This window comes from Arthrobacter sp. Y3221159 (assembly GCF_059089885.1).
In genome coordinates this window covers 251,548-267,931 of record NZ_JBNHFC010000002.1, presented here as the reverse complement: position 1 = coordinate 267,931, position 16,384 = coordinate 251,548, and the positions used below count along the sequence as shown (strand labels likewise).

General features: G+C 67.4%; 15 protein-coding genes. 10 read left to right on the top strand and 5 right to left on the bottom strand.

Annotated features, from left to right (window positions below):
- Positions 1-75: 75 nt before the first annotated feature.
- From AC5RT3_RS03620 to AC5RT3_RS03605, 4 genes are read left to right on the top strand one after another with little or no spacing between them, the layout of a single operon-like run.
- Positions 76-486, top strand: coding sequence for a TOBE domain-containing protein (locus AC5RT3_RS03620; RefSeq protein ID WP_494053550.1), 411 nt, complete (start codon positions 76-78; stop codon positions 484-486).
- A 17-nt stretch (positions 487-503) separates the two neighbouring features.
- Complete coding sequence (gene modA / locus AC5RT3_RS03615; protein ID WP_494053549.1) at positions 504-1,268, top strand: molybdate ABC transporter substrate-binding protein; 765 nt, start codon at positions 504-506, stop codon at positions 1,266-1,268.
- Positions 1,265-2,113 (top strand): ABC transporter permease, encoded by an 849-nt coding sequence (locus tag AC5RT3_RS03610; protein WP_494123509.1) that lies wholly within the window; start codon positions 1,265-1,267, stop codon positions 2,111-2,113. Before modA ends, AC5RT3_RS03610 begins: the two co-directional genes overlap by 4 nt.
- Positions 2,110-3,168, top strand: a complete 1,059-nt coding sequence (locus AC5RT3_RS03605; protein ID WP_494053547.1) for a sulfate/molybdate ABC transporter ATP-binding protein — start codon at positions 2,110-2,112, stop codon at positions 3,166-3,168. Before AC5RT3_RS03610 ends, AC5RT3_RS03605 begins: the two co-directional genes overlap by 4 nt.
- A gap of 68 nt (positions 3,169-3,236) precedes the next feature.
- Here AC5RT3_RS03605 and AC5RT3_RS03600 read toward each other — a convergent pair whose 3' ends face one another.
- A complete protein-coding gene (locus AC5RT3_RS03600; protein ID WP_494123508.1) occupies positions 3,237-3,620 on the bottom strand; it encodes a YciI family protein in 384 nt (127 codons plus the stop codon).
- A gap of 155 nt (positions 3,621-3,775) precedes the next feature.
- Here AC5RT3_RS03600 and clpB point away from each other — a divergent pair, with 155 nt between their 5' ends.
- The gene (clpB, locus tag AC5RT3_RS03595) at positions 3,776-6,418 is read left to right on the top strand and encodes an ATP-dependent chaperone ClpB (RefSeq protein WP_494123507.1); all 2,643 of its coding nucleotides are present in this window, start codon (positions 3,776-3,778) and stop codon (positions 6,416-6,418) included.
- A gap of 66 nt (positions 6,419-6,484) precedes the next feature.
- Here the strand turns inward: clpB and AC5RT3_RS03590 are convergent, their stop codons facing one another.
- A complete protein-coding gene (locus AC5RT3_RS03590; RefSeq protein ID WP_494123506.1) occupies positions 6,485-7,189 on the bottom strand; it encodes a septum formation family protein in 705 nt (234 codons plus the stop codon).
- A 276-nt stretch (positions 7,190-7,465) separates the two neighbouring features.
- On the opposite strand from AC5RT3_RS03590, the gene AC5RT3_RS03585 reads away from it, so the two are divergent.
- A complete protein-coding gene (locus AC5RT3_RS03585; protein WP_494009688.1) occupies positions 7,466-7,699 on the top strand; it encodes a DUF3073 domain-containing protein in 234 nt (77 codons plus the stop codon).
- A gap of 221 nt (positions 7,700-7,920) precedes the next feature.
- Complete coding sequence (locus tag AC5RT3_RS03580) at positions 7,921-8,694, top strand: VOC family protein (RefSeq protein WP_494123505.1); 774 nt, start codon at positions 7,921-7,923, stop codon at positions 8,692-8,694.
- A 43-nt stretch (positions 8,695-8,737) separates the two neighbouring features.
- On the opposite strand, the gene purM is transcribed toward AC5RT3_RS03580, so the two are convergent.
- The 3 genes from purM to AC5RT3_RS03565 are packed head-to-tail and all read right to left on the bottom strand — an operon-like array spanning position 8,738 to position 11,924.
- Positions 8,738-9,895 carry a phosphoribosylformylglycinamidine cyclo-ligase gene (purM, locus tag AC5RT3_RS03575; RefSeq protein ID WP_494123504.1) on the bottom strand — a complete coding sequence of 386 codons (1,158 nt, stop codon included), beginning with the start codon at positions 9,893-9,895 and terminating at the stop codon, positions 8,738-8,740.
- Complete coding sequence (purF, locus tag AC5RT3_RS03570) at positions 9,895-11,562, bottom strand: amidophosphoribosyltransferase (RefSeq protein ID WP_494123503.1); 1,668 nt, start codon at positions 11,560-11,562, stop codon at positions 9,895-9,897. Before purF ends, purM begins: the two co-directional genes overlap by 1 nt.
- A gap of 47 nt (positions 11,563-11,609) precedes the next feature.
- The gene (locus AC5RT3_RS03565; protein WP_494009683.1) at positions 11,610-11,924 is read right to left on the bottom strand and encodes a hypothetical protein; all 315 of its coding nucleotides are present in this window, start codon (positions 11,922-11,924) and stop codon (positions 11,610-11,612) included.
- A 239-nt stretch (positions 11,925-12,163) separates the two neighbouring features.
- Here AC5RT3_RS03565 and AC5RT3_RS03560 point away from each other — a divergent pair, with 239 nt between their 5' ends.
- From AC5RT3_RS03560 to AC5RT3_RS03550, 3 genes are all read left to right on the top strand, one after another.
- Entirely contained in the window at positions 12,164-13,249 is a 1,086-nt protein-coding gene (locus tag AC5RT3_RS03560) for an S-(hydroxymethyl)mycothiol dehydrogenase (RefSeq protein ID WP_494123502.1), read from the top strand.
- Positions 13,249-13,869 (top strand): MBL fold metallo-hydrolase, encoded by a 621-nt coding sequence (locus AC5RT3_RS03555; RefSeq protein WP_494009681.1) that lies wholly within the window; start codon positions 13,249-13,251, stop codon positions 13,867-13,869. The genes AC5RT3_RS03560 and AC5RT3_RS03555 overlap by 1 nt, the downstream gene beginning before the upstream one ends.
- 109 nt (positions 13,870-13,978) lie before the next feature.
- Positions 13,979-16,327 carry an FdhF/YdeP family oxidoreductase gene (locus tag AC5RT3_RS03550; RefSeq protein WP_494009680.1) on the top strand — a complete coding sequence of 783 codons (2,349 nt, stop codon included), beginning with the start codon at positions 13,979-13,981 and terminating at the stop codon, positions 16,325-16,327.
- The last annotated feature ends 57 nt before the right edge of the window (positions 16,328-16,384 follow it).

The window sequence follows — 16,384 nt, the reverse complement described above, 5'->3', positions numbered from 1 at the left end:
CGTGGGGAGCAGTCACATTCGGAAAAGCGGAAGAAAGGCAGGATCCGTTCCGCAAATGCGCTTTATAGTGGGCGAATGACCACTATCCGCGTTTCCGAGGCTGCGCGCTTCCTCGGCGTCAGTGACGATACTGTCCGCCGCTGGGCGGACAACGGTTCCCTCACCCCGCTGCGGGATGACGCGGGCCGGCTCGCCGTTGACGGGCTGGAACTCGCCCGGCATGCCCGGAAGCTGGCGCAGCTGCCGGACGATCCGCACCGGACAGGCAGCTCGGCCCGGAACAGGTTCATCGGCCTGGTGACGGACATCAAGGCGGACAAGGTCATGGCCCAGGTGGAGCTGCAGTGCGGCCCGTTCCGGGTGGTGTCCCTGATGAGCAGCGAGGCCGTTGCTGAGCTGGGGCTGGAGCCGGGATCCGTTGCCACTGCCGTGGTGAAGGCCACCACCGTGATCATCGAAACCCCGCAGGGAAAGGGCGCGCTGTGAGGCGGAAGGCGTGTGCCGTGCTGGTGGCACTTGTCCTGGCAGCCGGGCTCGCCGGCTGCGGTGGGGGCACCGCCGCTTCCAACAGTTCCGCCGGCGGAGCGGAAGGGACCCTGACGATCTTTGCTGCCGCTTCACTGAAATCCAGCTTCACCGAGCTGGCAGAGAAGTTTGAGGCGCGGCACCCCGGAACCGATGTCACCCTGAGTTTCGCCGGCTCCTCGGACCTGGCCACCCAGATCAGCCAGGGCGCCCCCGCGGACGTCTTCGCCTCGGCGGACACCAGGAACATGGAAAAACTGCGGGCCGCCGGACTGCTTGAGGCTGAACCCCGGATCTTCGCCACCAACACCCTTGGCATTGCCGTCCCGCCAGGCAACCCGGCCGGCGTCCGTTCCTTTGCCGACCTTTCCAGGCCAGGCACACGCCTCGTCACCTGCGCCGTGCAGGTGCCGTGCGGTGCAGCGGCCGCCGCGGTGGCGGAACAGCAGGGGACGGACCTGGACCCCGTCAGCGAGGAAAATTCGGTCACCGACGTGCTGGGCAAGGTGGTGTCCGGTGAGGCGGACGCCGGCCTGGTCTACGTCACGGACATCCGCTCCGCGGGGGACAAGGTGGAAAGCGTTCCGTTCCCCGAAGCGGCCGGGGCGGTCAACAGCTATCCGGTCGCCGCAGTGGCAGGCGGCGGGAACACCGCAGCCGCCCGCGCGTTCGTGGACCTGGTGGCCGGCCCTGAAGGCCGGCAGGTCCTGGAACGGGCCGGCTTCGGGGCCGGCACCCGGTGAAGGGGACGGCCTACACGGGGGTGCCCCGCTGGCTCTACGTCCTTGCAGCCCTGGCAGCCCTGGTCATTGTCCTTCCCCTGCTGGCCATCGTCAGCCGGGTCAACTGGGGGAATTTCCTTGCGCTGGTCACGTCGGAATCCGCCGTGACCGCGTTGGGGCTGAGCCTTCGCACCTCCGCCGCCAGCACGGTGCTGTGCATTGTGCTTGGTGTCCCGCTGGCCCTCGTGCTGGCCCGTGGACGCTTTCCGCTGCTGGGCCTGCTGCGCTCGCTGGTGCTGCTGCCGCTGGTGCTGCCGCCCGTCGTCGGCGGCATCGCACTGCTGTACACGTTCGGCCGGCAGGGCCTGCTGGGCGGGACCTTGGAAGTACTGGGACTGCAGATCGCCTTCTCCACCACGGCGGTGGTCCTGGCCCAGACCTTCGTGGCGCTGCCGTTCCTGGTGGTCAGCCTGGAAGGGGCGCTGCGGACCGGCGGCCAGAAGTACGAGGCGGTGGCGGCCACGCTCGGCGCGCCGCCCGGCGTCGTCTTCCGCCGGGTCACGCTGCCGCTGATGCTGCCAGGCCTGGCGTCCGGCGCGGTACTGTCCTTCGCCCGCAGCCTCGGCGAGTTCGGGGCGACCCTCACCTTCGCCGGCAGCCTGCAGGGGGTCACCCGGACCTTGCCGCTGGAAATCTACCTGCAGCGGGAGACGGATCCGGACGCCGCCGTCGCGCTGTCCCTGGTCCTCGTAGCCGTGGCTGTCGCCGTGGTGGCACTCGCCCACCGCAGTCCCCGCGGCGGTGCCCGGCAGGTCCCGGGTGAACGGACGACGGCGGCCGCCCCGGCAGGAGGGGCCCTTCGGTGACGTTCTCCTTCCATGCAGCCGTGGCTGAGCGGGGCTTCGACGTCGCCCTGGACGTGGCGCCGGGCGAAACGCTGGCGGTGATGGGCCCGAACGGGGCCGGCAAGTCCACCCTGCTGTCCAGCATCGCCGGCCTGCTCAAGCCGGACACCGGCCGTGCACACCTCGACGGCCGCGCACTCTTCCACTTGGACGGCACCACGCACCGGTGGACCCCGCCGCACGGCCGGGGCGCCGCGCTGCTCGCGCAGGAAGCCCTGCTGTTTCCGCACCTCAATGCCCTGGAAAACGTCGCATTCGGGCCGCGGAGTGCGGGAGTAGCCCGGCGGGCGGCCGAGGGCGAGGCCAGGCGCTGGCTGGCGGAAGTGGAAGCAGCGGATTTGGCGGGGCGGCGTCCGGCCCAGCTCTCCGGCGGGCAGGCGCAGCGGGTTGCCGTGGCACGCGCTCTCGCCGCCGAACCCGCCCTCCTCCTGCTGGACGAACCGCTGGCCGCGCTGGACATCCACTCCGCCCCGATGCTGCGCCGCATGCTGAAACGGGTCCTTGCCGGCCGGCAGGCCATCATCGTCACGCACGATGTCCTGGACGCGTTGATGCTCGCGGACCGGGTGGCCATCCTGGAAGGCGGCCGCATCGTGGAGGAAGGCCCCACGCGGCAGGTGCTCGAACGGCCCAGGAGCTCCTTCGCCGCCGGCCTGGCCGGGCTGAACTTCGTGCCGGGCACGCTGACGGACAATGGGGTCAGGACCAGCCAGGGCCGGGAGGTTTACGGGCACTTGGAGGATGGCAGCCAGGCGCGGGGATCCGGCCGGCCCGGCGTGGCTGTGTTTCCGCCGTCGGCCGTGTCGGTGTTCGTGGCGGACACGCACGGCAGCCCCCGCAACTCCTTTGCCGTCGCCATCACTGACCTGGAGCCCCATGGCGACCAGGTCAGGGTCCGGGCCGGCGGAATGGCGGCGGACATCACGCCCGCTGCCTCGGCGGACCTGGGGCTGGTTCCCGGCATGACGGTGCACTTCGTGGTTAAGGCAGCCGAGGTGTCCGTCTACGAGGCCTGAGTTTTTGTCCAGATATGCGGACCTCCGGGGCGGCGAAGCCTGCATATCTGGACGAAAAGTCCGGGGCGCTACATGCCCGGCAAGTCCAGGGACTCGTACACTTGGATGCTGGCCCCCGGCATCATGAGGTGCGGGTGGCCGTCCAGCAGTGCCTCAGCGCCGGCGAGGTCCTCGGCCTGCAGGATGCCGTAGCCCGCCACCCCAGTGGTGGCTTCAGCGGACCCTGTGGCGGTGATTTCCTTGCCGGTGCCGAGCGGATTGCCCATGTCCACGATGTCGTCGCCCGCGCGCCCGGCCCACTCCATCCAGGCCTTCATGCCTTCCTGTGCAGCTTCGGGCGTGCTCTCGGCCATCTGGGCCTGGGCCGACTGGGGGGCGATATAGAGAACAACAAACTTCTTCATGTCCTGTCCCGTCTCGAGTGCGCCGGCGGAACCGTCCTCCCCGGTCACACGCCCGATCCTAGGGGCACCATGCTTCCCAAGGGAACTGCGGAACCGAATTGCGCTGCGGGAAAACTGGTGGCCGCAACAGGAAATAAACTGTCCCAAAGCAAAGTTGAGCGTAGTACACTCAACTTGAAAACCGCCCCTGAAAGGAGCTCTCTTTGGACGTCAAATTCACTACCAAGAGCCAGGAGGCTCTTTCGGCTGCGGCCATGAACGCCTCCACGGCAGGCAACCCGCAGGTGGAGCCCGCGCACCTGCTCAAGGCGCTAATGGACCAGCGCGAAGGTGTTGCCGTTGCGTTGCTGCGCGCCACCGGTGCTGACCCGGACGCGGTCAGCGTCCAGGCCAGCAGCGCCATCAAGGCGCTGCCCGCCACCTCCGGCGGTTCCAGCCAGCAGGCGCAGCTCTCCCGCCCTGCCCTGCAGGCCATCCAGAACGCCAAGGAGGAAGCCGACCGGCTGGGCGACACGTTCGTCTCCACCGAGGTCCTCCTCCTGGGCCTTGCGGGCGGAAACGACGCAGCAGCCCGGGTGCTGCGCGACGCCGGTGCCTCCCGTGAGGCGCTGCTCGCCGCCCTGCCGGGTGTCCGCGGCGACCGCAAGGTGGACAGCCCGGACCCGGAAAACACCTTCCAGGCACTTGAGAAGTACGGCGCGGACCTCACGGCCATGGCCCGTGCCGGCAAGCTGGACCCGGTGATCGGCCGCGACTCCGAAATCCGGCGCGTGGTCCAGGTCCTGAGCCGCCGGACCAAGAACAACCCGGTGCTGATCGGTGAACCAGGGGTGGGCAAGACCGCCGTCGTGGAGGGGCTGGCGCAGCGGATGGTGGCGGGCGACGTCCCGGAAAGCCTGCGCGGCAAGACGCTGATCTCGCTGGACCTTGGCTCCATGGTTGCCGGTGCGAAATACCGCGGCGAATTCGAAGAGCGGCTGAAGGCGGTCCTCGAGGAGATCAAGGGCTCCGAGGGCCAGATCGTCACCTTCATCGACGAGATCCACACCGTGGTGGGGGCCGGTGCCACCGGTGATTCCTCCATGGACGCGGGCAACATGCTCAAGCCCATGCTGGCCCGCGGCGAGCTGCGGCTGATCGGTGCCACCACCCTGGATGAGTACCGCGAGAACATCGAGAAGGATGCCGCGCTCGAACGCCGGTTCCAGCAGGTCTATGTTGGCGAGCCAAGTGTGGAGGACACCATCGGCATCCTCCGGGGCCTGAAGGAGCGCTATGAGGCGCACCACAAGGTCTCCATCGCGGACTCCGCCCTGGTGGCCGCAGCCACGCTGTCCAACCGCTACATCTCGGGACGCCAGCTGCCGGACAAGGCCATTGACCTGGTGGACGAGGCCGCGTCCCGGCTGCGCATGGAAATTGACTCCGCCCCGGAGGAGATCGACCAGCTCCGGCGCCAGGTTGACCGGCTCACCATGGAGGAGCTGGCCCTGGAAGGGGAAACCGATGCTGCCTCCGTGGAACGCCTTGCGGCGCTCCGTGCGGACAAGGCGGACAGGGAAGAGGAGCTCGCCGCCCTGAACGCCCGCTGGGAAGCGGAAAAGGCAGGACTTAACCGGGTGGGTGACCTTAAGGCGAAGCTGGACGAACTGCGCAGTGCGGCTGACAAGGCCTACCGCGAAGGTGACCTGGAGACGACGTCGCGCATTCAGTACGGCGAAATCCCAGCCTTGGAGCGCGAGCTGAACGCCGCCGCGGAAGCCGAAGCTGCCGTCACGGACAAGTCCGCACAGATGGTGGCCGAGGAAGTGACGGCCGAGGACATCGCCGAGGTGATTTCCGCCTGGACCGGCATCCCGGCCGGCCGCATGCTGCAGGGTGAAAGCCAGAAGCTGCTGCACATGGAGGAAGAGCTTGGCAGGCGGCTGATCGGCCAATCCAAGGCCGTTGGGGCCGTATCCGACGCCGTCCGGCGTGCCCGGGCCGGCATCAGCGACCCCAACCGGCCCACCGGCTCGTTCCTCTTCCTCGGTCCCACCGGCGTGGGCAAGACCGAGCTGGCCAAGGCCCTGGCGGACTTCCTGTTCGACGACGAACGCGCCATGGTGCGCATCGACATGTCCGAGTACGGCGAGAAGCACTCCGTGGCACGGCTTGTGGGTGCACCCCCGGGCTACGTTGGCTACGAGGAGGGCGGCCAGCTGACCGAGGCAGTGCGCCGCCGGCCGTACTCGGTGGTGCTGCTGGACGAGGTGGAGAAGGCCCACCCCGAAGTCTTCGACATCCTCCTGCAGGTGCTCGACGACGGCCGGCTCACCGACGGGCAGGGCCGCACGGTGGACTTCCGCAACGTCATCCTGGTGCTGACCTCCAACCTGGGGAGCCAGTTCCTGGTGGACCAGTCCCTGGATGCCGAAGCCAAGCGGAACGCCGTCATGGCCACGGTCAATGCGTCCTTCAAGCCGGAGTTCCTGAACCGGTTGGACGAGGTGGTGCTGTTCGACGCGCTCAGCGTGGAGGAACTCTCGCGGATCGTGGACCTGCACGTTGCCGAACTGGGGCGCCGCCTGCACGAACGCAGGCTGATCCTGGACGTCACCGACGCCGCCAAGGAGTGGCTCGCTATCTCCGGTTTCGACCCCGCCTACGGTGCCCGTCCGCTCCGCCGGCTGGTGCAGCGCGAGATCGGCGACCGGCTGGCCAAGGCCATCCTGGCCGGCGACATCAGCGACGGCGACACGGTGCTGGTGGATACCGCGGCCGACGCCGTAGAACCCTCCACCGATGACGTCGACACGCTGACCGGTGCCCTGACTTCGGGCCTGTCCGTGCGGCGGAAGGGCTAACGGCTCCCCAGGCCTGGCTAAGCCGGGCCCGGCATAAGCAGGCGTGCTGCCCTGGCGGGGTTTCCGCTAGGGCAGCACGCTTGCGTTAATGACGTTGCCGCCGGGAGCGGTCACGTAGCAGTCCACCCTCCGGTCCCCGGAATCCCAGCTGGTATCGCTCGGGAAGCTGCGCTGGAAGTTGAGCTGGTATTCATTGGCCGCAGGACCCAGCTTCGCCGCCTGGCATGCTTCCAGCGCCTTGGCCTTAAGTGTTTCGGCGCCGGGATAGTCCTCGGAATCCGGGTAGCGGAAGACAGCCACCAGCTGGGCGGAATGGGCAGCATCGCAGGGCACCACCTTGGAAGCCAGGGCTTCGGGGTCGAAGTCGGCAAAGCAGTCGCCCAGCGCATACTCGCCAGGCTGCACGCCCTCACGCGGCAGTGGCAGCGGAGTTGCCCGCGGTGTGACGCTTGTCTCGAGGACGCCGGAATTGCCCCCGGCCTCTTCCGACCCTGCCCCCGAGTTCAGCCACATGGCGAGCCACACCAGGCCACCGACCACCGCCAGGAGTACGACGGCGAACAGCACCTTCCACAGCGTCCGCTGCCTTGCCGGCGACATCCTGGGAGACGGCTGCGGTTCAGGCTCGGGCTGGGACTGGGACCAAGCGACGGATGCCGGCGGCGGGGCGGACGGCGGGTTGGAGGGGGGTGCAGTGCTCTGGGCGGGAACCTTGGGGAGCCCGGCTGTGGGCGGCGAGGCGGGCTTCGGCGGGACGTCCTGGTTGTTCACGTGGGTGCATCCTCCTGCAGTCTGTCCGGGGTGGGCAGCCGGTCAGCCATCCAGTTTTCGGCAGTTGTTTAAGCGACTCTACCGAAGAAAAAAGCTGGAAACTCGCGGGCCGGGCGGGGGAATGGAAGCGCGGGCGACGGTAGGGGGCCCTGTCTGGCAAGCAGGGGCCGCCGAAAGCATGTAATCTAGGTGTACGACAAATTGACCAAACATTCCGGGGCCTCACCATCGCCAAAGGTGACCACCTCCGGTCCAAGTACAAAAGGGGGTCACGCCATGGGGCGCGGCCGTCAAAAGGCAAAAGCTACTAAGCAGGCTCGGGATATCAAGTACTACTCCCCGAACACTGACTACTCGGCACTTCAGCGTGAGCTGACGGGCCCGGCAAGTCGTGCCACGAGCCATTACGCGAATGAGCCGGTTGAACCGGACTATTCGGCGTATGTGGATAAGTACGCGGATGATTTGGAAGAAGACGACGACGAGGTAGACACCCGTCGCATCGGCTAGTTGTCGCAAGCTGCCAGGCCTTTAAGAGGGCAGCCCTGTGACGCCGCAGCACTAACGGAAACAGCACCTTATCCTGCCGTGCCCACCGGTGAAGCGCTTCTTTTTCGGTACTCTCATCCGTGCGGATGCAGGTCCCGACATCAGTTCGGAAGCCCGCTGCCAGCACTCTAAGAGTGCAGGCAGCGGGCTTTTGCTGGTTCCCCCCGTGTAGCGTTGACGCCATGCCCACAGTAGACCGGTACCCGGACGGCGAACCGTGCTGGGCCGACCTCCAGACACCTGATGTTGCAGCAGCCAAAGACTTCTACAGCCGGGTGTTCGGCTGGACGTACAGGGACTTTCCCACCCCGGATGGCCGCAGCTACTCGCAGGCGTTCGTGGACAGGGACCTCGTCTCCGTCATTGCTCCGCAGAATCCCCTGCAGCAGGCCACCGGCGATCCCGCCCGGTGGAACGTGTACTTCGCAGCCTCGGATGCCGCCTCCCTGCTGCAGGATGCGGTCCACGCCGGCGGGGCGGTGGAGTCCGGACCCGAGGACGTGGGCGATACCGGCGTCCTTGCCTTCCTGGCGCCGCCCGGCGGTGGAACCACGGGCATCTGGCAGGCCGGGACCCACCGCGGGAGCAGCCTGTCCAACGAGCCCGGTGCCCTGGCCTGGGCTGAACTGTCAACGCCCGAGCCGCAGGCCGCCGTCGGCTTCTTCCAGGAACTTTTCGGGCATGAGGTCACAGAGTACCCGCAGGACGACGGCGCGAGCTACAGCGCCCTGATGGCCGGGGGCAGGGAAGTGGCCGGCGTCCTCCCTGCCGGGCAAGGAGCGACGGCAGAATGGCACATCTACTTTGCAGTGGCGGACCTTGGGGCGGCCGTCGATGCTGCGCTGGATGCAGGCGGCCAGGTCCTGGTGGAGCCGGCGGACGATCCCGCGGAGGGGCCGGCCACCATCCGCGATCCCCAGGGCGGCGTCCTGAGCCTGGTCCAGGTTTCCGGTTAAACAAAGAGGGCTTCCCACCGCAGTGGGAAGCCCTGTTTGGATGTCAGGCGTAGGCGTTGACCAGGCGGACCGCGCCGCCGTCCACGCCCTTGGCGCCCTGGACGTAGTCCGGGCCGGACTTGAGGATGGAGTCCGAATCCTCGGTCACCGTGCCCATGATCCAGGATGGCAGGCCCCGTCCGTTCAGGCGGGCGAGGGCGGCGTCCGCTGCCTCCGGCGACACGATGGCAACCATGCCGACGCCCAGGTTGAGCGTGCGCTCCAGGTCTGCCAGCGGGACGTTCCCCAGCTCGGACACCAGCTTGAAGATGGCGGGCAGTTCCCAGGTGGCGCGGTCCACCGTGGCCACCAGGCCCTGCGGCAGGACGCGGGCGAGGTTGGCGGCCAGCCCGCCGCCGGTGACGTGGCTGAAGCCGTGCACTGCCGCCGCGCCCGTGACCGGGAAGGCGCGGGCAAGGTCCAGGCAGTCGGCGGCGTAGACCCGGGTGGGTTCCAGGAGTTCTTCACCCAGGGTGCGGCCCAGTTCGGAGACCTGGCGGTCCAGCGCCCAGCCGGCGTGGTTGATGACGCGGCGGACCAGGGAGTAACCGTTGGAGTGCAGGCCGGAGGAGGCCATGCCGATCACAACGTCGCCCGCGCGGACGCGGTCCGGGCCCAGCAGGGCATCGGCTTCCACCACGCCGGTGGCGGCGCCGGCGACGTCGTACTCGTGCTCGCCCAGCAGGCCGGGGTGCTCGGCGGTCTCGCCGCCCACCAGGGCGGTCCCGGCCACGGAGCACGCGGCCGCGATGCCGCGGACGATGCCGGCGATGCGCTCCGGCACCACCTTGCCGCAGGCAATGTAGTCAGTCATGTAAAGCGGCTCGGCGCCCACCACCACGATGTCGTCCACCACCATGCCCACCAGGTCGAAACCGATGGTGTCGTGGATGTCCATGGCCTGGGCGATGGCGACCTTGGTGCCAACGCCGTCGGTGGAGGTTGCCAGCAGCGGCTTCCTGTAGGTCAGCAGCCGGGACACGTCGTAGAGGCCGGCGAAACCGCCCACCCCGCCGATCACCGAGGAGTTGTGGGTCGCCTTGACGGCATCCTTCATGAGTTCGACGGCGAGGTCCCCGGCTTCGACGTCGACGCCAGCGGAGGCGTAGGTGATGCCTGCCTTCTCAGAGGCGGAGCCGGCGGCGGTGTTGGCGGAAGTCATCAGGACTCTTTCTTGTCGGCGCCTGCGGCGGCGTGTACATCTGGCACGAGGTCGGCGTCGGTCAGCAGGTTTTCAAACTCGGAGTCGGGTCCCGGATCGCAGCCGGTGGCACCGGCCTTCTCGGCGGGATCCTCTTCGGAGTCCATGGCAATTGCTGCGGTTTCACCGGGAAGGGCCGACGGCGACGGCGTCAGGCCGCCGAGGTCCGTACGCTCGAGCAGGTTCTTGCCGAGCTTGTCCGCGTCCGGAAGCTTGATGGGGTACTGGCCCGTGAAGCACGCTGTGCAGAGGCGTTCCCGGGGTTGGCGGGTGGCGCCGATCATGCCGTCCTCGGAAATGTAGGCCAACGAGTCGGCTCCGATGGCCTGGGAGATCTCCTCGATGGTGGCGCCGTTGGCGATAAGTTCCGCGCGGGAAGCGAAGTCGATGCCGTAGAAGCAGGGCCACTGTACGGGTGGGGACGAAATCTTGACGTGCACTTCCGCGGCACCGGCTTCGCGGAGCATCCGCACGATGGCCCGCTGGGTGTTGCCGCGGACGATCGAGTCGTCAACCACCACCACGCGCTTGCCGCGGATGACGGATTCGAGGGCGTTGAGCTTGAGCCGGATGCCGAGCTGGCGCAGGGTCTGCGAGGGCTGGATGAAGGTACGGCCCACATAGGAGTTCTTGACGAAGCCATGGGCGAACGGAATGCCGGATTCCTCGGCATAGCCCACGGCCGCGGGGGTGCCGGATTCCGGGACGGGGATGACGATGTCAGCCGCATGCGTGTTTTCGCGGGCCAGCTGGCGGCCCATCTCCACCCGGGACTCATACACGGACCGGCCGGCGATGGCGGCGTCCGGACGCGCAAGGTAGACGTACTCGAAAACGCAGCCGGCCGGCGTCGGCTCGGCAAATCGCTTGGACCGTACGCCCTGTTCGTCGATGGCGATGAATTCGCCGGGCTCGATCTCCCGGATGTAGCTGGCGCCCACGGTGGCGAGGGCGGACTGCTCGGAAGCCACAACCCAGCCGCGCTCAAGCCGGCCAAGGACCAGGGGGCGGATGCCGAAGGTGTCCCGCGCTGCATAGAGCGTGCCTTCATCCATGAAGACGAAGCAGAAGCCGCCCTTGATCTTGGGGAGGAGGTCCGTGGCGGTTTCCTCCAGCGTCCTGCCGGGCTCGCCCTCCAGCAGGGCGGTCACCAGGGCGGTATCCGAGGTGTTGCCCTGCTTCATCTCGCCGGTGAGCTGGCCGCCGTTGCGCTCCTGGATCATGGCGTTCAGCTCGGCGGTGTTGGTCAGGTTGCCGTTGTGCGCCAGCGCCACAGTGCCGGTGCTGGTGGCGCCGAGGGTGGGCTGGGCGTTGGCCCAGTGGCTTGCGCCAGTGGTGGAGTAGCGGCAGTGCCCCACCGCAAGGTGCCCGGTCAGGGTGTTCAGCGTGGTCTCGTCAAAGACCTGGGAGACGAGGCCCATGTCCTTGTAGACGTTGATCCGCTTGCCGTCGCTGGTTGCAATGCCAGCCGACTCCTGGCCACGGTGCTGCAGTGCGTACAGTCCGTAATAGGTAAGTTTTGCTACTTCTTCACCTGGTGCCCAGACCCCGAAGACGCCACAAGCGTCCTGCGGGCCTTTTTCGCCAGGGAGAAGATCATGGGAAAGTTTTCCATCGCCGCGTGCCACTGGTCGATTATCTCACGATATGAGGTATGACTTTTCCGGCGCTCCCTTTATGACTGGGGATCGGTGTCCGGCTCGGAGTCGGGGACCGATTCCACCACAGCCCGCTGCTGGCGCTTGACGCTCCGGCGGTCTAGGACCAGGGCCACCACCGCGCCCAGGATGGCTCCGCCCCCTGCGAACATCACCGTGAAGAATCCAAAGACCGCGCCGGAATCGAAGCTTGCGCTGCCCGGGAGCCCGTAGGCCACCACTGCCGCGGCCGCAATGCCCACCAGTGCGCCCAGGATGAGGAAGGGCACATACTTGGGCGCCCGCCGCACCGTAACCTGGCGCCGTTCCGCGGGAGGTTCTTTCGAAGACATGCCATCCAGCCTACTGCGGCGCCGGCTGATGCGCCCATCACTGATATATCTATTGACAGGGGCTGTGGCCACTGTCATATTTTCCTGTAGCGCTATGTGCGATTGGTTGCGTAATGCGCAATTGACCGTGCGGCTGGCGAACCGGGAGGACGGCTTCTGCAGGCACATTTGCGTCAGCTAGATTGGCACGTGGTGCCGACTCACCGGGTCCGGCCGGATCCATGAAAGGAAACCAAGCAATGGTCCATAAAGTTAAAGCGGTGGTAGCCCGGGAGAAGGATGCCCCGGTTTCGCTGGAGACCATCCTGGTGCCGGACCCGGGGCCGGGGGAGGCGCTGGTGGATATCTTGACCTGCGGTGTCTGCCACACGGACCTGCATTACAAGCAGGGCGGCATTGGCGATGAGTTCCCGTACCTGCTGGGCCATGAGGGCACGGGTGTGGTCAGCGCGGTGGGCCCCGATGTGACGTCTGTGGCCCCGGGTGACCGGGTGATACTGAACTGGCGCGCGGTCTGCGGCCAGTGCCGGGCGTGTGCCAAGGGCCAGCCGCAGTACTGTTTCAACACGCACAACGCCACCCAGAAGATGACGCTGGAGGATGGCACCGAGCTTTCCCCCGCGCTGGGCATCGGTGCGTTCGCGGAGAAGACCCTTGTGGCTGCCGGGCAGTGCACCAAGGTGGACCCGGAGGCCGACGCCGCGGCGGTGGGCCTTCTGGGCTGCGGTGTGATGGCCGGCATTGGTGCCGCCATCAATACCGGTGAGGTCAAGCGCGGCGAGTCCGTGGCCGTGATTGGCTGCGGCGGGGTGGGTATCGCCGCGATCGCCGGCGCCAGGCTGGCGGGTGCGACGACGATCATCGCGGTGGACATCGACGATAACAAGATCGAGATGGCCAGGTCCCTGGGCGCGACCCATGGCGTGAACTCCCGGCAGGAGGACGCGGTGGAGGCGATCCGCGCCCTCACCGGTGGCAACGGGGCGGACGTGGTGATTGACGCCGTCGGCCGTCCCGAAACGTACAAGCAGGCGTTCTATGCCCGCGACCTCGCCGGCCGGGTGGTGCTGGTGGGCGTCCCGACGCCGGAGATGCAGCTGGAACTGCCGCTGCTGGACGTGTTCGGTCGGGGCGGTTCGCTGAAGTCCTCCTGGTACGGGGACTGCCTGCCCTCCCGGGACTTCCCGATGCTCGTCTCGCATTACAAGCAGGGCAACCTGGACCTGGACGCCTTCGTGTCAGAGCGGATCACCATCGACCAGGTGGAGGAAGCCTTCCAGAAGATGCACGAAGGCAAGGTCCTGCGTTCGGTGGTGGAGCTGTAATGGCGGTCCGGATCGAGAACCTGGTCACCTCGGGCACGTTTTCGCTCGACGGCGGTACCTGGGACGTGGACAACAATGTCTGGATCGTGGGCAACGACGAGGAGTGCGTGATCATCGACTCCCCGCACGACGCCGCGGCGATCATCAACCAGGTCAAGGGCCGCAAGGTCCTGGCCATCCTGCAGACCCATGCGCACAACGACCACATCGGCGCCGCCCGGGACGTGGCCGACGCCGTGGGCGCGCCGATCTACCTGAACCCCGAGGACCTGGTGCTCTGGGAGCAGGTCTACCCGGACTCCAAGCCGGACCGGGAACTGGCGGACGGTGACGTGTTCGAAGTCGGCGGGGCCAGCCTGCGCGCGATCCACACGCCGGGCCACTCGCCGGGGTCCACCTGCTTCTACCTGGAAAGCGAAGGAACGGTCTTCACCGGGGACACGCTCTTCAACGGCGGCCCGGGCGCCACCGGCCGGTCCTACAGCGACTACCCCACCATCGTCACCTCGATCCGGGAGAAGCTGCTGACGCTGCCGGCCGAAACCGTGGTCCGCACCGGGCACGGAGACAACACCACCATCGCGGCGGAACGGGAAAACCTGGCCAAGGTGGCCCAGTAGCCAGCACAGCAAGCAGTGCCAGCAAAGGCGCGCCCGGGACCGTGGCGCGCCTTTGCTGGCGTTCGGATTAAAAAGCACGGTGCACTTTGCCGGTAAGGAAGTTGGAACGATGAAGTTCGGTAAGCAGCCCGCCCCTGTCGCGGACATCAATGAGGACGATCTTGTTGTCGGTAAGCCCAAGACTGAGGCGGCCGGCGTCAAGGCCGTGATGGTCGCCCTGGAGCGTGCGGTTGCCCAGGCGGGCGTGGCCAGGACGACGCAGTCGCTTCTGCGGTTGAACCAGCGCGGCGGGTTCGACTGCCCGGGCTGTGCGTGGCCGGAGTCGGACAAGAAGCGCAAGGCCGCCGAGTTCTGTGAAAACGGGGCCAAGGCCGTGGCCGAGGAGAACACCCTGCGGACTGTGGGGGCCGAGTTCTGGGCCAGGCACTCCATCGCCGAGCTGGCCACCAAGACGGAGTACTGGCTGGGTAACCAGGGCCGGCTGAGTGAGCCGGTGGTGATCCGCGAGGGCGACACGCATTACTCGCCGATTTCCTGGGCGGACGCGTTCGAGCTGATCGGTGAGCACATCCGGGCGTCCACGCCGGACCGGTGCGTGTTCTACACCTCCGGCCGCACGGCGAACGAGACCGCGTTCATGTACCAGCTCTTCGCCCGGTCACTGGGCACCAACAACCTGCCGGACTGTTCGAACATGTGCCACGAGTCCTCCGGCTCGGCGCTGAACCCGACCATCGGCATCGGCAAGGGCACCGTCTCCCTGGATGACATCCACGACGCCGAGCTGATCTTCGTGGTGGGCCAGAACCCGGGCACGAACCACCCCCGCATGCTCTCCGCGCTGAAGGAATGCAAGGACAAGGGCGGCAAGGTGGTGGCCGTGAACCCGCTGCCCGAGGCCGGGCTGTTCAACTTCAAGGACCCGCAGACCGTCTCCGGCGTGGTGGGCGGCGGCACGCCGCTGGCCGATGAGTACCTGCAGATCAAGGTGGGCGGGGACCTGGCCCTGTTCCAGGCGCTCGGCCACCTGCTCCTGGAAGCCGAAGAAGCCAACCCGGGCACCGTCGTCGACCATTCCTTCATCGCCGCGCAGACGGACGGATTCGACGCCTACCGCGAGGCCCGCGCAGAGCTGGACTGGGAGGAGACCGAGCACGCCACCGGCCTGTCCCGGGAACAGATCGAGACCGTGGCCGGGATGCTCATCAAGTCCAAGGCGTCCATCTTCTGCTGGGCCCTGGGCGTGACGCAGCAGCCCCACTCCGTGGACACCATCAAGGAAATGGTCAACGTCCTGCTGCTGCAGGGCAACTTCGGCAAGCCCGGCGCCGGGGCCTGCCCGGTCCGCGGGCACTCCAACGTCCAGGGCGACCGGACGATGGGCATCTGGGAAAAGCCGAAGGAATGGCTCCTCACGGCTTTGGACACCGAGTTCGGCATCACGTCCCCGCGGCACCACGGCTACGACGCCGTGGAGTCCATGGAAGCCTTTGAACGCGACGAGGTGGACGTGTTCGTGTCCATGGGCGGGAACTTCTCGCTGGCCTGCTCCGACACCGAGGCCCTCGAAGCCGGCATGCAGCGGATCGGGCTGACCGTGCACATCTCCACCAAACCCAACCGGTCCCACATCGTGCACGGCCGCACCTCGCTGATCCTGCCCACCCTGGGCCGCACGGACAAGGACGACAAGCACCCCAAGGGCGCGCAGTTCCTGTCCGTGGAGGACTCCATGTCCGTGGTCCACTCCACCCAGGGCCGCCTGACCCCGGTCTCCGAGCACCTGCTCGCCGAGCCCGTGATCGTGGCCCGGATGGCCGAAGCCACGTTCGGCCCGGACCACCCCGTGAACTGGAAAGCGATGGCCGAGGACTACGACGTGGTCCGGGACCACATCGAGCGGGTCCTGCCCGGCTTCGAGGACTTCAACACCCGGGTCCGCACCAAGAACGGGTTCGTGCTGCCCAACCCGCCACGGGACACCCGGTCCTTCGCCACGGACATCGGCCGCGGCCGCTTCACCGTCAGCCCGCTGGAATACCTCACCCCGCCCAAGGGCCACCTGGTCCTGCAGACCATCCGCAGCCACGACCAGTACAACACCACCTACTACGGCCTGGACGACCGCTACCGCGGCATCTCCGACGGTCGCCGGGTCATCCTGATCCACCCCGAAGACCTCACCGAACTCGGCTTCAACGACCGCGACCTCGTGGATGTCATCAGCACCTTCGGGGGCGTCGACCGCCGCGCCGACAAGTTCCGGCTCGTGGCCTACCCCACGGCCAAGGGCTGCGCCGCCGCGTACTTCCCCGAAGCCAACGCCCTGGTCCACAAGGAAAACGTCGCCCGCGAATCCAACACCCCCGGCTTCAAAGCCATGTTCGTCCGCTTCCAACCTCACACCGGCGACGCCGCAGCGGCCGAAGAACCGGCCTTCCAGACCGCCGGCGCCTAGCGGGAACAGCAAAAAGTGCCCCGCCTCCAAACAGGAGGCGGGGCACTTTTCAGTTGG

Coding starts and splice junctions, on each gene's coding strand:
- AC5RT3_RS03580 (WP_494123505.1), top strand. CDS start 7,921: ATGCCCACAGTAGACCGGTACCCGGACGGCGAACCGTGCTGGGCCGAC.
- AC5RT3_RS03585 (WP_494009688.1), top strand. CDS start 7,466: ATGGGGCGCGGCCGTCAAAAGGCAAAAGCTACTAAGCAGGCTCGGGAT.
- AC5RT3_RS03620 (WP_494053550.1), top strand. CDS start 76: ATGACCACTATCCGCGTTTCCGAGGCTGCGCGCTTCCTCGGCGTCAGT.
- AC5RT3_RS03560 (WP_494123502.1), top strand. CDS start 12,164: ATGGTCCATAAAGTTAAAGCGGTGGTAGCCCGGGAGAAGGATGCCCCG.
- purM (WP_494123504.1), bottom strand. CDS start 9,895: ATGACTTCCGCCAACACCGCCGCCGGCTCCGCCTCTGAGAAGGCAGGC.
- AC5RT3_RS03555 (WP_494009681.1), top strand. CDS start 13,249: ATGGCGGTCCGGATCGAGAACCTGGTCACCTCGGGCACGTTTTCGCTC.
- AC5RT3_RS03550 (WP_494009680.1), top strand. CDS start 13,979: ATGAAGTTCGGTAAGCAGCCCGCCCCTGTCGCGGACATCAATGAGGAC.
- AC5RT3_RS03565 (WP_494009683.1), bottom strand. CDS start 11,924: ATGTCTTCGAAAGAACCTCCCGCGGAACGGCGCCAGGTTACGGTGCGG.